The organism is Orrella daihaiensis (assembly GCF_022811525.1).
Taxonomy (GTDB): domain Bacteria; phylum Pseudomonadota; class Gammaproteobacteria; order Burkholderiales; family Burkholderiaceae_B; genus Algicoccus; species Algicoccus daihaiensis.
The window spans coordinates 2,434,418-2,450,822 of sequence record NZ_CP063982.1 but is presented as its reverse complement, the minus strand read 5'-3'; the positions used below and the strand labels follow the sequence as shown (position 1 = coordinate 2,450,822).

At 51.1% G+C, this 16,405-nt stretch carries 16 protein-coding genes; 8 read left to right on the top strand and 8 right to left on the bottom strand.

Features of this window, described 5'->3' with window-relative positions:
- Positions 1-3 precede the first annotated feature (3 nt).
- Positions 4-735 carry a response regulator transcription factor gene (locus DHf2319_RS11300; protein ID WP_243478457.1) on the top strand — a complete coding sequence of 244 codons (732 nt, stop codon included), beginning with the start codon at positions 4-6 and terminating at the stop codon, positions 733-735.
- A gap of 63 nt (positions 736-798) precedes the next feature.
- Here DHf2319_RS11300 and DHf2319_RS11295 read toward each other — a convergent pair whose 3' ends face one another.
- Positions 799-1,143, bottom strand: a complete 345-nt coding sequence (locus tag DHf2319_RS11295) for a hypothetical protein (protein WP_243478456.1) — start codon at positions 1,141-1,143, stop codon at positions 799-801.
- Positions 1,144-1,172: 29 nt separating this feature from the next.
- Complete coding sequence (locus DHf2319_RS11290) at positions 1,173-2,876, bottom strand: carboxylesterase family protein (protein WP_243478455.1); 1,704 nt, start codon at positions 2,874-2,876, stop codon at positions 1,173-1,175.
- A 357-nt stretch (positions 2,877-3,233) separates the two neighbouring features.
- On the opposite strand from DHf2319_RS11290, the gene DHf2319_RS11285 reads away from it, so the two are divergent.
- From DHf2319_RS11285 to DHf2319_RS11270, 4 genes are all read left to right on the top strand, one after another.
- Positions 3,234-4,385 carry an oxygenase MpaB family protein gene (locus tag DHf2319_RS11285; protein WP_243478454.1) on the top strand — a complete coding sequence of 384 codons (1,152 nt, stop codon included), beginning with the start codon at positions 3,234-3,236 and terminating at the stop codon, positions 4,383-4,385.
- A gap of 161 nt (positions 4,386-4,546) precedes the next feature.
- Positions 4,547-5,065: a cupin domain-containing protein gene (locus tag DHf2319_RS11280; RefSeq protein WP_243478453.1), complete on the top strand. Its 519-nt coding sequence runs from the start codon at positions 4,547-4,549 to the stop codon at positions 5,063-5,065.
- A gap of 268 nt (positions 5,066-5,333) precedes the next feature.
- A complete protein-coding gene (locus DHf2319_RS11275) occupies positions 5,334-6,539 on the top strand; it encodes an MFS transporter (protein WP_243478452.1) in 1,206 nt (401 codons plus the stop codon).
- 42 nt (positions 6,540-6,581) lie between these two features.
- Entirely contained in the window at positions 6,582-6,860 is a 279-nt protein-coding gene (locus tag DHf2319_RS11270) for a DUF4936 family protein (RefSeq protein ID WP_243478451.1), read from the top strand.
- 479 nt (positions 6,861-7,339) lie between these two features.
- Here DHf2319_RS11270 and DHf2319_RS11265 read toward each other — a convergent pair whose 3' ends face one another.
- Positions 7,340-7,867: an adenine phosphoribosyltransferase gene (locus tag DHf2319_RS11265; RefSeq protein WP_243478450.1), complete on the bottom strand. Its 528-nt coding sequence runs from the start codon at positions 7,865-7,867 to the stop codon at positions 7,340-7,342.
- Positions 7,868-8,654: 787 nt separating this feature from the next.
- Positions 8,655-9,410, bottom strand: a complete 756-nt coding sequence (locus DHf2319_RS11260) for a ParA family protein (RefSeq protein ID WP_243478449.1) — start codon at positions 9,408-9,410, stop codon at positions 8,655-8,657.
- Positions 9,411-9,681: 271 nt separating this feature from the next.
- On the opposite strand from DHf2319_RS11260, the gene DHf2319_RS11255 reads away from it, so the two are divergent.
- Both DHf2319_RS11255 and DHf2319_RS11250 read left to right on the top strand, forming a co-directional pair.
- Positions 9,682-11,160 carry an alanine/glycine:cation symporter family protein gene (locus DHf2319_RS11255; protein ID WP_243478448.1) on the top strand — a complete coding sequence of 493 codons (1,479 nt, stop codon included), beginning with the start codon at positions 9,682-9,684 and terminating at the stop codon, positions 11,158-11,160.
- A gap of 146 nt (positions 11,161-11,306) precedes the next feature.
- A complete protein-coding gene (locus DHf2319_RS11250) occupies positions 11,307-12,164 on the top strand; it encodes an SAM-dependent methyltransferase (protein WP_243478447.1) in 858 nt (285 codons plus the stop codon).
- 23 nt (positions 12,165-12,187) lie between these two features.
- Here DHf2319_RS11250 and DHf2319_RS11245 read toward each other — a convergent pair whose 3' ends face one another.
- From DHf2319_RS11245 to DHf2319_RS11235, 3 genes are read right to left on the bottom strand one after another with little or no spacing between them, the layout of a single operon-like run.
- Positions 12,188-12,919: a sulfite exporter TauE/SafE family protein gene (locus tag DHf2319_RS11245; protein WP_243478446.1), complete on the bottom strand. Its 732-nt coding sequence runs from the start codon at positions 12,917-12,919 to the stop codon at positions 12,188-12,190.
- A gap of 9 nt (positions 12,920-12,928) precedes the next feature.
- Positions 12,929-13,966 (bottom strand): NAD(P)H-dependent flavin oxidoreductase, encoded by a 1,038-nt coding sequence (locus DHf2319_RS11240; RefSeq protein ID WP_243478445.1) that lies wholly within the window; start codon positions 13,964-13,966, stop codon positions 12,929-12,931.
- A gap of 28 nt (positions 13,967-13,994) precedes the next feature.
- A complete protein-coding gene (locus DHf2319_RS11235; protein WP_243478444.1) occupies positions 13,995-14,876 on the bottom strand; it encodes an AraC family transcriptional regulator in 882 nt (293 codons plus the stop codon).
- A 114-nt stretch (positions 14,877-14,990) separates the two neighbouring features.
- Here DHf2319_RS11235 and DHf2319_RS11230 point away from each other — a divergent pair, with 114 nt between their 5' ends.
- Positions 14,991-15,527 (top strand): peroxiredoxin-like family protein, encoded by a 537-nt coding sequence (locus DHf2319_RS11230; RefSeq protein ID WP_243478443.1) that lies wholly within the window; start codon positions 14,991-14,993, stop codon positions 15,525-15,527.
- 17 nt (positions 15,528-15,544) lie between these two features.
- On the opposite strand, the gene DHf2319_RS11225 is transcribed toward DHf2319_RS11230, so the two are convergent.
- Positions 15,545-16,390: an MTAP family purine nucleoside phosphorylase gene (locus DHf2319_RS11225; RefSeq protein ID WP_243478442.1), complete on the bottom strand. Its 846-nt coding sequence runs from the start codon at positions 16,388-16,390 to the stop codon at positions 15,545-15,547.
- Positions 16,391-16,405 lie beyond the last annotated feature (15 nt).

The following is a 16,405-nucleotide window of genomic DNA, read 5'->3' as shown; positions in this document are numbered from 1 at the left end:
ATCATGACACCACAAACACTTAACCAGCCGGCTAGTAATTCGCTTGAACGAAAGCCGCTTTTGTTGCTAGTCGAGGATCACGATGACTTAAGGGCAGAACTTGCGTTTCAGCTTCGCTACCATCGCATGGATGTGATGGAAGCGGCAGATGCTGCAGGCAGTGACCGTCAGTTGAGCGCACAGCTACCTGACATTATCGTGCTCGACATTAATTTGCCAGACAGATCTGGCTATACCATTGCATCAGAGCTCAAGCAGCGCCATCCCCAAGTCGGTATTATTATGCTGACCGCCCGCGCTGAACTCGATGACCGTGTGCTTGGGTTTGAGGTAGGTGCAGATGTCTATTTGGTCAAGCCGGTTGATTTCAGGGAGCTACATGCCTGTATTAAGAGTCTGTTAGCTCGCCTAAGTTTGGGTGACAAGCAGGCCGAGTGGGCATTCTCTGAGTCCTCCCGGTTGTTGAGGGCGCCAGACCACACTACTTTGGAGCTCACAACATTAGAAGCGCTGACGTTTAAAACCATGCTGCAGTCTCGCGGGTCAGTTTGCCCACGAGAGACATTGCATGAAGTGCTAGGGTTTAGTGGTCTGGATCTGAATGATATTCGTTTAAATACTTTGATCAGTCGGCTACGCAGGCGGTTGGTGCAGTTCAATCCCGAGCTGCGGATTGTGACTTGGCGCAATAAAGGCTACGCCTACGTGGGTCCGCCAGTGATGGTGGGGAATTAAATATTGGTAATCAAAATCAAACTAAACGGTGTTCGATCCGTGTGGTTAGGTAGGCTATCGTATTTATTGACACTTACCTAAAACTACTACTCTCCAGTCGCTTGACGATGTTCCTGCGCCATAAAATCCACCCTTGGTTAAAACGCTAGCCACACTGATAGCAGCGCGCAAGTTGGGATCAATACCTCGATAAGTGGATTGACGATCGAGAACCACAAAGGTTTTACCGCTCGCCTTGCACTGCTGAATTCCTTTGTCCAGGGCGGCTTCAAGCGCATCATCTTCGGATCTCGATGTGCTCACAAGCTCGATGGTGCCATCGGCTTTGTTCAATGCTGTGGCAGTGGTAGCGGCACAACCAGCAAGGATGCTGGCAAATGCAATGATCGGAAGATATTTGAAGGTCATCTCAGTCCTTGGTTTTTAGTTAAGCAGGTTTAGTTCGGATACATAGAATTCCAGAAGGCACACTGGTGTCCCGCAGTCGAGTCAGGACTTAAGCCACCATATGCATTGAATAGCTTAATCTCATTGGGTCTAAAAAGAAGCACGTTTTCAGAGGCTGGTGAGGCTTGTGAGCCATCGTAGGCATTCCATTGGGCAGGGAAACCAGAAAAATCCTCATCACCTCGCATGAATCGGCTGATGTATGCAATCATCTGCGAGGCTAGTTCGTCAGAGGCGGGCGGAAGATCAGGCGCATTGATAGCCATCGTGTTGGAAAAGTTCGGAAACAAGTAGTTCAGAATTGACGAGTGCACGGCACCAAGCTCAAAGCCAGGATCCTTGCCAGGTGCGAGGCCTACACCTAGAACTAAAGCATTGGGATCGCTGAATTCAAACTGATAAATGGGCGGCATGCCAGCAACACCGTTCAACGTATTGGCGGTTTGTAGATGCAGGCAGTTATTGATGCCGACATACGGGTTATAGCTCGAGAGCATGGATCCGAGGGTGGCGCCATTCAGATTCATGGGATTCGTGGCATCACCGAAATATCGTTGCAGGATTTTTTGGTGGATGGCAGCGTCGGTGCCGTAAAAAGCCGGCAGGTAGTACTGGTTGACGTTATCGATAGTGACGGGGTATTCGGTCTTTGTGCCATTATCACCCAACACATCATAGGCAATGTAGAGCCTGAGTTCATGGGTGGCACTGCCCATGATCATCGGTACTTTCATGATGTTGCCTGATCCGACTGCTTCATGAAAAGATCGTGGCACCGTTTTGTTGCCTGTAACCGGCACAAAACTCAACAATCGGTTACCTGCCTCGTAGGTCTGCGCCTGTAGCAGGTCACTGACTGATTGGTTTTTTAGGCAAGCCAGAGATGCTTGGTCTGAGTAATCTTTGTCGCCCGGAACCGGGCAACGAAATTTTCTGTTGGAATCCTTGGGATTGTGCGACACAGCCTCCCAAATTGGATCGGCTAGTGCCTGTTCTAGCGTGGGTATTTGCTGCAGGCATGCGCCACTGATCAAGATGGCTTTGTGAAACGCGCCACGCACAGCTTCCGGACTGGCGAGGTGCAGGCAAATCAATCCTGTTCCAGCAGACTCACCAGCCAAAGTGACATTGTCAGGGTCACCACCAAACGAAGCAATATTCTTTTGTACCCAACGAAGTGCTGCTCGTTGATCCTCAAGCCCTAGATTGCCATTGATACCCACATCGATCGCCGGATGAGGCATAAATCCAAACAGTCCAGTGCGGTAGTTAAGAGATACCACAACGACGTTGGCCTCTCTCGCTATTCGGTCTAACCGGTATAGGTTTGATCCGCCGCCGACAAATCCACCGCCATGTATCCAGACCAGAACGGGTAGTTTGTCGTCAGGCTTGGCGTTATCTGGCGTCGTGACATTTAAGTAGAGGCAGTTTTCCTCAAGGCTTTCCTCGGTCAGATTAAAGCGGGCAGCTTGTGGGCAATTGCTGCCGAACTTGGTGGCAGCTAGAATGCCAGCCCAGTTCGAGACTGGAACAGGTGGCTCAAACCGGTCAGCAGTGGCGTACTGGATTCCCCTGAACTCATTGACGCCTGCATTGGTATTGTGCTGCCCTTTTATTGAGCCAGAAGGGGTTTGAATCACCACAGGCACATTTTTTGCAAAGACGTTGGCCGTCAGTCCTGCGTAGAGCATGGTCCACACAATTATTTGTAGCCATCTCCGGTATTTTGTCATGTTATGTACTTAAACAGATAATTTTGGTGTCGCTCGAGACAGATAATTGGGGTTAATTTGCAAGACTCTCTTGAATACCAAGGCTAGATTAAAACATTTGCCATTGTTTTAGCGTTGAAATTACCCGATTCTTATTCTGCGTAATGATCTGTAATGCGATTGATCTTGGAGTGCTGCTCCCTAAGCGCTTATCGTTTTGTAAGCAGGATGACCTTGGTGATTCATTGGCGATTCATTGGGAATCCATCATGGGTGTCAAAGTCAGTTATCGGTGGGTTGATGGCGACATCAGAGTAAGATCAGAAGGAGTTCAGTGTGCTCGACGAGCTGATGCGTGAACTTAAGAGTCAGGCTGACCCCCTAGCTGATAAGGCTTTGGCAGACTACCAGCAAGCATCGCCAGCGGTCAGGGCTTTGCTTGAACAAGGGATGCGTCAAGGTGTCTTAGCGACAGACGGTTTGCCAGAGAGTTTCAGGCGACTGCTTCAAGATTGTGAGGCGGCAGTGCTATCCGTCCCGTCTAAAGAAATTGATCTGGCCATGCAGCCCTATACCTGGATCGGACCAACCTGGTTGAGTATTGCCCTAGGTCCAGGATCGCTTGCTCACACCTATTCAGATCCGCTCATCGCAGCTGTTTTAATGCGTACTGGGAATCTGTTGTCTCAGACCGTATCACGGCGTTTGCTTGAAACCCAGCTCTGGAAAATCAGTGTCATCAAGCCCGGTGGCATGAGTGTGGGCCGTGCTGGGTACATCAATACCCTGCAAGTACGTTTGTTGCATGCCCGTGTCAGGGCCACCTTGTTGCAACGCGACTGGAGCAGCCCGGATGGCCAGCAGGCAGTGCCGATCGATCAATGGCAGATGTTGCGTACCTGGTTGGATTTCACGGTAGTACCGTTTGAGGCATTTGATCGCATTGGGTTGACCTTGAACCATGAACAGACTCAACGCCTTTATGACGCCTGGCGTGTTGTAGGGCATTTGTTAGGCATCGATCCAACACTACTCTCAAAAGTGACAGATCATGCTGTGGCCCTAGAACTGCTGGACGTGGTTGATGCTCGGTTACCCAAGCCCGATGAGAGTTCGCGGGTGTTGACTCAGGCCATGCTAGTCGCGCTTGGCAATCGCTTGGCGCCAATATTTAAGTTACCTGTAGATGTGTCGATGATGCTCATGGAATCGCTATGTCGATTGTTTCATGGTGATGAATTTGCCGATAGGCTGGGTATGCAAAGTAACTGGACGCGAGCTCTAATCCCGATGATGGCCGATGCTAATCGTTTCAGGATGAGGCGCATGGCAGAAGATCCAGCCTATCGTGAGAGCATACAGGCACAATCTTTAAAGGCATTCGATGCGATTGAAGCTGGATTACCGGATGCCACTGTTTATCAGGAGATGGCCAAGAGTCTGACCATGCCCGAATTGCCTCGTGTTGAATCGGGTGATGTCGGTTAGAGGCTGTGCTTGATTTGATTCCCCGAAGACTTATAGCCTAGACTTGCCAGTGTAGCTTTTGTGAGTGCTATTTGTGAGCTTGTACTAAAAACTATCGAACATAACCTCCATCATTCGCCAGTAAATACCATTAACTGCTGATATCCAATGTTGCCTTTCCCATGAACCCTAGCACCCAGTCTCTTATTCAAAAGCTTGCACTCGCCCCGCACCCCGAGGGTGGCTATTACCGTGAAACATATCGTGCACCTCTGCAGGTGCATTCATCAATTCATGGCGGGCTGCGTTCGGCTTTTACTAGCATTCATTTCATGCTGGCAGCAGGTCAATATTCGGCCTGGCATCGAGTAGCATCAGATGAGAGCTGGTTTTTTCATGAGGGCAGTGACGTTGAGGTTCACTCGTTATTGCCAGTTGCTGGCAACAGGGACCGGGTAGTGCATACGCAGACGCTGGGCGTAGCCAGTGGTTGTTTTGAACTGACGATCCCGGCAGGCACTTGGTTTGCAGCACGCCTTGCTCAGAACGATTCTCACTCGTTAGTCAGTTGCGTGGTGGCACCCGGGTTCGAGTTCGAGGATTTTGAGCTTGCCAGCAAAGACCAACTCATTGAGGCTGGCTATCGCGATACGGTTCAATGGCCTATGATCGAATCGCTACTCGTCTCTAAAGGTGCGTGATTTCAATCTTGTCCGATTCATCGCGCTGTCCGCTTGATGGCGAAACGTGCGTTTCTTCAAGCCGAGTAACAACAGACTATGTGGTGCCCATGTGAGCTGCGACCTCAGCTTGGGTCAAGCATAATGCAAGCATTGGTTGCTTTAGCTGATGTGGGTATGGCATTTTGTACTTGTGTGTCACTGCTTACTCTGGCCTGATTCGAGAACAAGCGCGAATTGAGCGTAGTATTCGAAAAACTCAAGACGCTTTTTGTGGATGGCTTCACCCATGAACGTGCTTCGATCGAACCCCATCGCCATCATCGTGATTGCCCAGTTGTTTGGCACGTCGCTGTGGTTTAGCCCCAATAGTGCCGCCGAAAGCTTGATGTTGCAGTGGGGCTTAAGTACCGCTCAGTTGGGTCAGTTAACGAGCGCTACCCAGTTTGGCTTTATCGCTGGAACCTTATTGTTAGCTACCACTGGTTTGGCTGACCGGTTTGCTGCAAGCCGCATTTGCGCGTTGAGTTGTTTGACCGGTGCTTGCTTTAATGCCTTGTTTGCATTGACAGCCACCGGGTTTGATCAGGGCTTGGTCTGGCGGTTTCTAGTGGGTGTGACCATCGCCGGCATTTACCCGCTGGGCATGAAGATGATCATCTCCTGGTCGACCCAGAACACGGGCAATACTTTGGGCATGCTGGTGGCCATGCTGACCTTGGGCTCGGCACTGCCCCATGGTGTACGCGCCGCTGGTATTGGCTGGGCTTGGGAGAGTGTGGTGCTGACATCAACGGCGCTAGCCTTGATGGCTGCGGTCATGGTGTACTTGTTGGGTGACGGGCCTAACCTGCCTAAAGCTCAGCGTCAGGCAGCCTCAGCTGGCTTGGCGCGCTGGGGAGCGGCGTTAAAAGTATTCCTCGATCCAAAGTTTCGGGCTAGTGCCTCGGGTTACTTTGGCCACATGTGGGAACTTTATGCGTTCTGGACACTGCTGCCGTTTCTGGTGGCTGATGTGGTGCTGTCTGCAACCTCAACACCAAGTTCGGCAATGACCTCGGCACTGACCTTTGTGGTGATGGGGGTCATGGGGGCGATCGGTGCAGTGACTGCCGGGCGTTTGAGCCGACACTTGGGCAGCCCCAGGGTGGCGGCTGTCGCGTTGTTGAGTTCTGGCTTAATGTGTCTGACCTATCCCTTTATCCCGGATTCGTTGTGGGTAATAAAGGCACTGGTTTTGATTATTTGGGGACTGACGGTGGTGTCAGACTCAGCGCAGTTTTCTGCGACGTCGGCCAAGCTTTGTCCACCCAATCTAGTCGGTGGTGCGCTCGCCATTCAAAACAGCATCGGCTTTTTTATATCGACAGTCTCGATTATGCTGGTGATGGCTTTGTACGAGTCAGCGGGCAGTGCGGTGGTCTGGTATTTGCTGCCAGGACCAGTTCTGGGGTTGCTATTGTTTAAGCGGCTACTTACCGCAAAAGATCTCTAGTGCAATAAAAATTATTGAAGTGAGTCCTTAGGTTCATACGCTATGCATCTGTTTGTTTACTATAAGTTCAAGCCTGACGATTATCCCAATGTGGCACGTGATGCCCGCGCTTTGGTTACCGAGATCGAGCAGTCAGTGCCTGGTACACGGGCTCGGTTATTAAAGCGACCGGAAGTCAGTAGCGCTGGTGAACACACCTGGATGGAAACCTACGAGTTTGATGCTAAACATCAGAGCTTGATTCAGGCAACATTGGCTGAGCTAGTCACTAGCAGCGGTTTGCCGGTTCAACGTCATCTTGAGTGGTTTGTTGAGGTCTGATCTAGATAAATAAGCTGGCAACTTCTTTGTAGTTCTTTGCTGTGGTGCGGTCACTGAACTCAATGGGCTCACCGCTGTATACAACTGAACGTTGTGCAAGTGGATGAACTTTTTGATGAAAGGATTCGAGCGCGGGCTGAATTTCGTCGAAGATGGGCTTGGTTGGGTATTGCTTTAAGAATGCTCTGGGATCTTCTGCAGCGAGTTGTCGTGTGCCGGGGTTTTCTGAGCTGACGTTTGCTTAGTCCGGCGGTACTGAGCGGACGAGGGTGGTTTTGCCGGCCTGGCGTGGACCGACCGCAATCACGATTGGGTATTCAGTCAGTTGAGCTTTAAACTTGGTCTGGATTTGACTTGAAAGTATGCCGGTGAGTCCAGATATACAAATTCAGAGTTCAACTCCGAATTTGTATGAAACACTAAAAATCATCAAGTTCCCTCAAAATACCCTTATCAATCCCGATCTGCGTCAATCCCCGTCAATCACCCTCGAACTCTGCCAGCACGTGACAGTCTAGGCCACGCTCTTGCAGGAGTTTTACCCCGCCCAAGTCCGGAAGGCTGATGACAAAGGCGCATTCCACAGTCTGCCCACCAAGCTGATCGATCAGTTCCACCGAGGCTAGTGCTGTGCCGCCCGTGGCGATCAGGTCATCTACCAAGAGCACTCGCTCGCTAGGTGCAATGGCATCGGTGTGGATTTCGACGCGGTCTGAGCCATATTCCAGTTCATAGTCATGGCCAATGGTGTCAGCAGGCAATTTGCCGGGCTTGCGAATCGGCACAAACCCCGCGCCAATGGCGTAGGCCAGCGGCGCTGCGAGAATGAAACCCCTTGATTCAATACCGACTACCTTTTGAATGCCCCAGTCTAGATATCGGCTCACTAGTTCTTGGATGGTGATCCGAAACCCCACCGGGTCTTTGAGCAAGGTGGTGATGTCACGGAACATGATCCCGGGTTTTGGGTGATTCGGGATGGTTCTGACCAGAGACTTGATCGGCATGATGGTTTCCTTGACGATTCCTTGGATTTGGCGCACACATGGCTTGGTGGGCTTTGCTTGTGATGCTAGCGCATCAAAACCCCATGCAGGAGCGCTTTTTCACGATGTTTCCTTGACTCCTATCGAGCCCGGAACCATCTTTTTCTTTCAACAACAGTGAGTTTGACCCAATCTTTGCAAATTGAGGTTCTTAACTTTAATTTGCATAGATCCCGCGTAAAGCTGCAAGTACGCATAACACTGCCACCTAACCCATCTATGGCGGTTGATGCGGGGGGGGGTCGTAGGTCATCGAGCTGAACACAGCACTGTTTTCAGAGGCGAGACTTTCCGCGACATCCCCAAGCGTCAATTCGGAGCAGCCGGCCCCTACTGCTTTTTTTGCGTATCCACATCACGCGTTTCGTCTGCTTCGGTTTTAATTCACCCGAGATGTTGCTTTTTTGTCAATACGTGGAGGGTTTGGCAAGGATCGGCAAGCTTGCCCCCGGCGGTCTGTTGGTGAATTCGATTTAAGCCAGGTCCGACTAGCGGACCAAGACCATTGCCAAAACTTGAATTAGTGCGGAATTAGTGCGGTTTAGTGCGTAAACTCAAAAACACATAAATCGTAATCAATTGAATTTATTGATTATTTTTTTATTGATTAGAGCGCGAAACTCAAGGTTGGCAGAAGTCGTGTCTGGCTGTTTATAGCCAGACTCATACCAACCGACGCTCCACCTTGGGGAATCGGTCTCGCTAATAGGCTAGGTCCAAGGTTAAAACCAACGCGTCTAGTTTCCAGTCACTTGTTTCGCTTTAATCGGCCTTGCAACTCATCGTATAGATCTTGGTAGGCAAGTGCAGCCGTGCCGGTGGGCGCGGTGTGAATGGCGGGTTCAAGATGCACCCCCATTTTTTCTACATCGGCAGCATAAGGGATCATCGCCTTAAAAAATTGCTTCGGGTAACTGGTGAGCAACCGGGTCATCGTTTGCGTGTGTAAGCCCTTGACCATCTGTACCATGGAGAAGAATGGCAATAACTTTGTCGGATCTAGATCCTGTTCTTTGAAGAAATCCACCAATTGGTCAAATGTGCGCGCTGACAGGGGTGATGGGATCACCGGCACCAGAATGACGTCAGAGGCTTTGAACAAGCTTTCAGACAATGCTGAGAGTGTCGGTGGACAATCAAGCACCACCACGTCGTAGTCGGCTTTAACTGTTTTAAGCGTCTTTTTAAGACGCGAGTCACTTTTCTTCAGTTGCGACAAGAACACATCAAAGTCACGAAACGTCATGTTTGCCGGCAAGACGTCAAGATTGACATATTCGCTCTCAGAGATCGCTTTCAAGAAACGCTCTTCGTCACCAAAGAATTTACCAAGTGTCAGTTTTTTCGATGGCTTTACTTTGAAGTAAAAGCTCGACGCGCCTTGTGGGTCAAGATCGCACAGCAAAGTGCGTTTGCCGTCGGCAGCACTGGCATAAGCAATGTTGACTGCGGTTGAGGTTTTACCAACGCCACCTTTGTTGGCGTAGCAGGCGATTACTTTCATAACGTTTTTCATTACGGCTGGTTAAAGATGACAGGATTGCAACATGTCACAAACAAGCCGATCTATCTCATGTCATATATCTGTGACTTTCACGCCACAGCGTAGGACTGTGTTTTACGTTCATTAGACTAAGTGTCAGCAAATTGGGGAAATCACTAATGGTTGGGGAAGATCCCAATGTTTGGAAGCAGATAGGGCACTGACTAGCTGTTAAGATAATTTCCATATTGGTAACTAAATTAATAGCTAGCTAATTAAAGGTTACTTAACGATGAACTCTGATCAGCAGCGACTGCCATTTCAGGTAGTCATGTCGATCAAAAGAATAAAAGGATTACCAGTGGAGACAATACAAACCTTATTTGACTACCTGAGCGACTTGACCTGGGGCTGGGCACTGGTGCCGCTATTGGTCGTGATCGGCCTGTACTTTACGCTCATGACCAGATTCGTGCAGGTGCGTTATTTCGGGCGTATGTTCAAACTGGCCAGGCCAGACGCTCAGACAAAAACTGGTCAGGTCAGTGGCTGGGATGCCTTGATGGTGTCAGTCGGTGGTCGCGTGGGCGGAGGTAATGTCGCAGGTGTTGCTGTTGCAGTTACCTTGGGAGGGCCCGGTGCGGTGTTTTGGATGTGGGCAATCGCGCTGGTGGGCATGTGCACCAGCCTCATCGAATGCACATTGGCGCAGGTGTTTAAACGCAGGTCCGAAGACGGTACGTTTCGCGGTGGCCCGGCTGCTTACATTAAACACGGGCTAGGTCCTAACTATCGGTGGCTCGTGCTGGTGTATTCGTTTTGTTTGTTGGCGTCATTTGGTTTTGGATTTAATGCATTCCAGGGCAACACCATTTCTACCGCGGTCGAAGATAGTCTGGGGATCTCGACTGTCACCACGGCACTGATTATTGGTCCGCTGGCTGGACTCATCGTGTTTGGTGGCTTAAAGCGAATCGTCAAGGCATCGGATGCGATCGTACCCGTGATGTGCTTTATCTATATTCTCATGGCGCTTGCCGTCATTGCGATCAACATCACCGAATTGCCCAGGCTTGTCGGCATGATTGTGGCCAATGCGTTTGGCTGGGAAGAGGCAGTGTCTGGTGGTATGGGGGCGGCATTGGCAGCCGGCCTAAAACGCGGGTTATTCTCGAATGAAGCCGGTTTGGGCTCAGCACCGAACGTGGCAGCCACGGCCGATGTAAAACATCCCGTATCACAAGGCATTTTGCAATCATTGTCAGTGTTTATCGACACCATTGTGATTTGCTCGTGCACGGCATTCATCGTGTTGTTAAGTCCCGTGTATCAACCGGGTGGTGAATTAACCGGTGCACCTCTCGTACAGCAATCACTGGCTTTGCATTTTGGGCAGTGGGCGCAATATTTGCTGACTGTATTGTTATTTATGTTTTCTTTGAGCTCGATTATCTACAACTACTACCTTGGGGAAGTAGCCATGACCGAGTTCAGCAAGTCCAAGACAGCCATTTTTGTACTCCGTGTTTTGGTGGTGGCATGCGTGATGCTTGGTGCTGCCGCACCGCAAGCAACCTCAGTATTCTTTTTCTCAGATCCGTTGATGGGCCTTCTAGCTGTCGTTAACTTGATGGTGATTGTGACGCTGTTACCCGTGGTCTTGCGAATGCTTGCTGACTATCGCCAGCAACTTGCCAGTGGCAAGCATGAACCGGTGCTCGATGCATGCAGATTTGCGGATCTTGACATTGATCGGGGTGCGTGGAAGTGAAGGGTGTCCCATCACGTTTGGTCAGTGATGGGACGTCTACTGCCCATCGCTGGTTTGGTGCCTGCAGTGCCTAGTGTCTTTGCATAAAAACTGAGGGTCCGGGTGATATTCTTAGTGTGAGCTTCAATTTTGGCCTAAACACCCCCATGAGCGATTCGAGCAATCACCCTGTTGCCCAGTACTACGACGCTAATACCCGGCGTTTCCTGGCGACTGGCGATACAGGAGAGGCAGTTGCGATTCACCGCAAGCTTTGGGCGCCGGGTATTGAGACACCCGAGCAAGCTGCCGCACACATCAATGACTTGGTGGCGCACGCCGCTGTGAGTGCCTTGGGGCATGAACCAGCCTCGGTCACTGATCTGGGCTGCGGTGTGGGGGGTAGCCTGTTTCACTTGGCGATGTGTTGGCCGCATTCGACTTTGACCGGTTACACCTTAAGTACTGCCCAAGTGCAAATCGCTCGAACATTGGCCAAGCAGCGCCATTTGCAAGATCGTTGTGAGGTCAGGCAGGGAGATTTCACTGCACTTGAGTCACCTAAGCGCAGTGAGCTGGTGATGGCTATTGAAAGCCATACCCATCTGCCGAGTCTTGCAGTTTTTTTTAAGGCGGCTAGCGACCATGTATTGCCAGGTGGGATAGTGATTCTGGTTGATGACATGCTCGCCGCAGACGGATCAGGTCTGTCGCGCAAAGAGCGTGCGCTGCTAGATGCATTTAAGCGCGGTTGGCGCATGGGGCAGGTGCCGACAGTCGAGGACGTGTTAAACCAGGCGGGTCAGTTCGGGTTTGACGTGGTTGGCCACAGAGATCTCGGTGAGTTTTTACGGTTAAACCAGCCCTGGGATCGAATGCTCAACTGGATTGCACCGCCACTTGACTGGCTGGGCCTGGCACGTGTGCCGATGTTTGCCAACATGGTGGGCGGCAATGCATTAACTGAGTGTCATCGTCGCGGGGTGATGCGTTACATGATGGTGGTGATGCGGTTTGCCGGTTAATGTGGCAATTGGGTTGACTGTGTCTAAATCGCCCGTAGGAGCATGATTAGGCCGAGTGAACCGAGCACGGCATACAGTGCTTTCTGAAACTGAATGGGATTTAGACGGTCACGCACGCGAGCGCCGGACCACATGCCAATAAACGCTGCCCCTACGGCAATTGAGATCACAGGTAGACTCATTGACGGCGTTAACCATATTTCTGCGCCAAGGCGTGTCGCCAATGCAATGGTGGCAACCATAAAACTAATTCCGAGGCCTTGTATATATTGTTCTTTTGTTAGGCCTAACATTTGTATGTAAGGCACCATGGGCAAAGCAAATACACCAGTTGCAGCCGTCACCATACCGGTGATACCGCCAATGACTGCGCCGATAACCGGATGCGGATTTCTTTGTGATGGCAGGCTTGGCTTAGTCAAGCCCCACGCACTATAAGCCATCAGGACCACGCCGAGAAACACCAGCGCGTTGGAACCTTCGTCAGCGATATCGGGCAATGGACTCAAGATGGTTGCGAATGCCAGACAGCACCATAGCCATCCAAGCTTGCGCACAAGCAAGGCGGTGTGGGGTCCCCAACATTGCGCCAGATTGGTGGCTAGCGTGGGCGCCACCATCAGCATGGCAGACTGTGCTGGTGGTATGAACAAGCTCAGCAAGGCGATTGCTACGGTGGGCAAACCCATGCCCGAGACGCCTTTGACCAGTCCGGCCAAGACAAAGACAACCGCTATGATCAATAGCGTCATCATCTCCCTAAGTTATGCCAGCTCGCCAGACAGAGTTTGCATCAACTCGGCTGCCGGCATTGCACGCGATCGGTGATACTTAGTGCCAGCCCATAGGCTTTGATATTCGCCGTTATTGGTGTCAGTAGCCCACTTTCTCATTGGGCCAGTCAACGTGTTCTGAATCGGGAAGGGCAGAATGACCTGATCCTTCATGTGCTTGATGTAGGCATTATCAATGCCACGGGCAGGCCTACCCGAAAACGCCTTGGTGATCACGCTTGCACGCTTGCGTTCATTGATCAGATAGTGTTTATGCGCAGCCGATGCCCCGGACTCATCGCAACATAGAAAAGCAGTACCCAATTGTGCGGCGGTGGCACCGGCATTAATCGCTGCACGGATATCTGTGCCATGCATGATGCCACCAGCACTCACGATGGGAATCGTGCAGTGCATGGATAACTGCATGGTCAGCGCGAGCGTCGTGAGTTGTTCGTCAGCAGCATCGACCTCAAAAATTCCCCGGTGACCACCAGCTTCAATACCTTGCGCCACGACAAAGTCAGCGCCAGCGGCTTGGATCGTCAGAGCATCGGTGACGCAGGTGGCGGTCAGGCCAACGGTAATGCCTAAGGCATGGGCTTTGTCGATAACACTTGCATCCGGAATCCCGAAATGAAACGTGAGCACGTCGGGCTTGTGTTCCCAGACGGGGGCGAGTTGTTCGTGGAGATCTGGATAAAACGGCTCGATAGGCACGGTCAGATTGTCTATTAATACATTCTTGGCAATCGGGAGATCGCGTAGTGCAGAGATTGCCTTTTGTTGGGTACCGACATCTGGCAATCTTACGGGCGCAAACACAAAGAAGTTGGCGTTAATCGGTCCAGTGGTTAGTGCACGGGCAGCCGCCAGATCCTCGGCAATCTTTTTAGGGGTACTGTAAGCAAATCCGAAGCTGCCTACGCCACCAGCATTGGCCACAGCGGCAACTAGTTCAGGTGTGCAAACACCACCAGCCATGGGGGCCTGGATGATGGGTAGGGCGAGGTGTTTGAAATTGAACATTTAAGATCCTGGTTTGAATACAACCATATTAAAGATTGGTCTGGGTCAGTGTTCGATGGATTGTCGCCGTTTGATTTGTTACCGGTGTCTGATTGAGTGCCAGCCATTGTCGAGGGGCATTTCCAACCCGTTGCGTAAAAATTCGCGTGAGTACCGCTGTTGACGAATAGCCGACTTCATGGGCGACTGACTTGGTCGGTTTACCTTGGGCCAGCAATGACTGCGCAACAGCAATGCGCCAATCAGTCAGATAATCCAGAGGGGTCTTGCCCATGAGGTCTCGAAACCGTCGTGCGAATGTGGCACGTGACATTGTCGCTATATCCGCAAGGTGCTCGAGCGTCCATGCATTACCTGGATCGCGGTGCATGCTTGTGACGGCTCGCAAAATCTTCTCGTCACCGAGTGCTTTGAGCGGTCCAACGGGTACTGTGTTGGTTTTAATTAGATGACGAAACAATACCAATAAAAAATACTGCAGCAATTGATTAGCTGCCAATGACTTTCCGCACCGGTCAGAAAAAGCCTCATCCATTAGCAGGTTGTGGACCGCTGCTAATTCCGGGATTTCAGCAACGGGCAAGACAATAATGGCTGGCTCAAGCAGTGTCAGTGGATTACGAAACCGCTGGCCAAATTCGAATTGTGCACACACCAGTTCTGCACCTTCAGTAGAGTGAATCGTGTGCGCTGTTGGCCCCGGCACAAAAATCACGCTTTGTTGGTCAACGCTCATGCTGTCAGTGCCATGACTATGCAAGATAACTTGACCTGATTTCAACCAATGGATGTGGCCAATCGGTTGATCTGCAGGGAAGTTCGATGAGCCAAAGAGCCGGTCTGCAAACTGCACCTGAACTTGTGGTGCAAAGCGCTCGAAGATGGCTGTCAGGCGGTCGATGCGTTCCATGGATTAACTATATTGGATAGGCGTTTTGAGATGAATAGCAAATATATTAATACTAATAAGTATCAATCGTATCGTAATCTAGCTCCATGACACGTAACCTGATGGAGCGCCGAGATGTTGATCCCCCGCCAAGCAGTCCCAAGCCTAGAGTTGCCCACACTCGACCATGGCGCCTTTAGCCTCGCCACTGACAACCCTGAGAGGTTTTCTCTGGTGGTGTTTTTTCGCGGACTGCATTGCCCGTTGTGTGTGAAGTACTTAAAGGAACTTGGCGCACTGTTGCCAGAACTCCAAGAGCGCGGTGTAAACGTGATTGCGATTTCTTCGGATGATGAGCACAGAGCACGCGAAATGGCCAATAAGGTCAACGCATCGAACTTAAGGTTTGGTTACGCTTTGCCATTGGTGACTGCCAAAGCTTGGGGTCTCTACATCTCTGAGGGCATCGGTAAAACCTCGATTGGTATTGAAGAGCCTAAGCGTTTTGCTGAACCTGGGGTGTTTCTGGTGCGTCCAGATCGCACCTTGTATTACGGTGCGGTACAAACCATGCCGTTTGCGCGTCCGTCATTTACCGATCTCATGATGGCGATCGATTTCTCCATTAGCAAGAACTACCCCGCCCGTGGTGAATATACCGGTCCTGTATGAGTATAGGGCAAGGCTAATCAGCGCCTGAGCACATCAAGCCACTGTCGCTGCTCGGGCGTGATCGCATCATCTGCAGTCAGGACAGCATGCGATAGTGATTGACGAATCGTGGCTTCAGGTTCAGGCAGGGCATGAGCCAACAAGCTGTCAAGTACGTCGCGGGCCTTGGCAAGCGTCTCGCCGTAAAGTTCGAAGATCCCCAACGCACTGACGTGCTGTGACTCATCTTCTAGCCAACAGTCATAGTCGGTCACCATGCCAAGTGTGGCGTATGCCATTTGCGCCTCTCTGGCTAAAAACACCTCGGGGATGTTGGTCATGCCAACCAGATCGCCACCCATTTGTCTCAACCACTGGCTTTCAGCCTGGGTGCCTAAACGTGGACCCGACACACAGATGTAAGTTGCACCGCGCGTGATGCGCTCGTTGATTCGACCACCCGCGTTAACCACAGCTTGTACCAGGTTCGGGCTTACGGGCTTGGCTGTTGATATATGCGCTGCCACTCCCCCCCCAAAAAACGTGCGTAACCGATCTGCTTTGGTCCAGTCGATGTATTGCTCTGGCATGACCAAATCACCGGGCTTTATTTCCATGCGCAGGCTCCCCACCGCAGAAAACCCCAGCATCATGGTGGCGCCAGCAGCCTTAAGTGCAAAAACATTCGCCCTGTAGTTGATCTCATGTGGCAGTAACCGATGGCTACTGCCGTGACGCGCCAGAAACAGGATTGGGTGTTGTCCGATCTCACCGATGAGCACGTCCCCCGAGGCTTGCCCAAATGGTGTCTGACCAGATATGCGGTCTTTAATCTTCAAGCCTTGTAGGTCATAAAGACCAGTGCCACCCACAATTGCCAGCATGCTTAAACTCCTTGT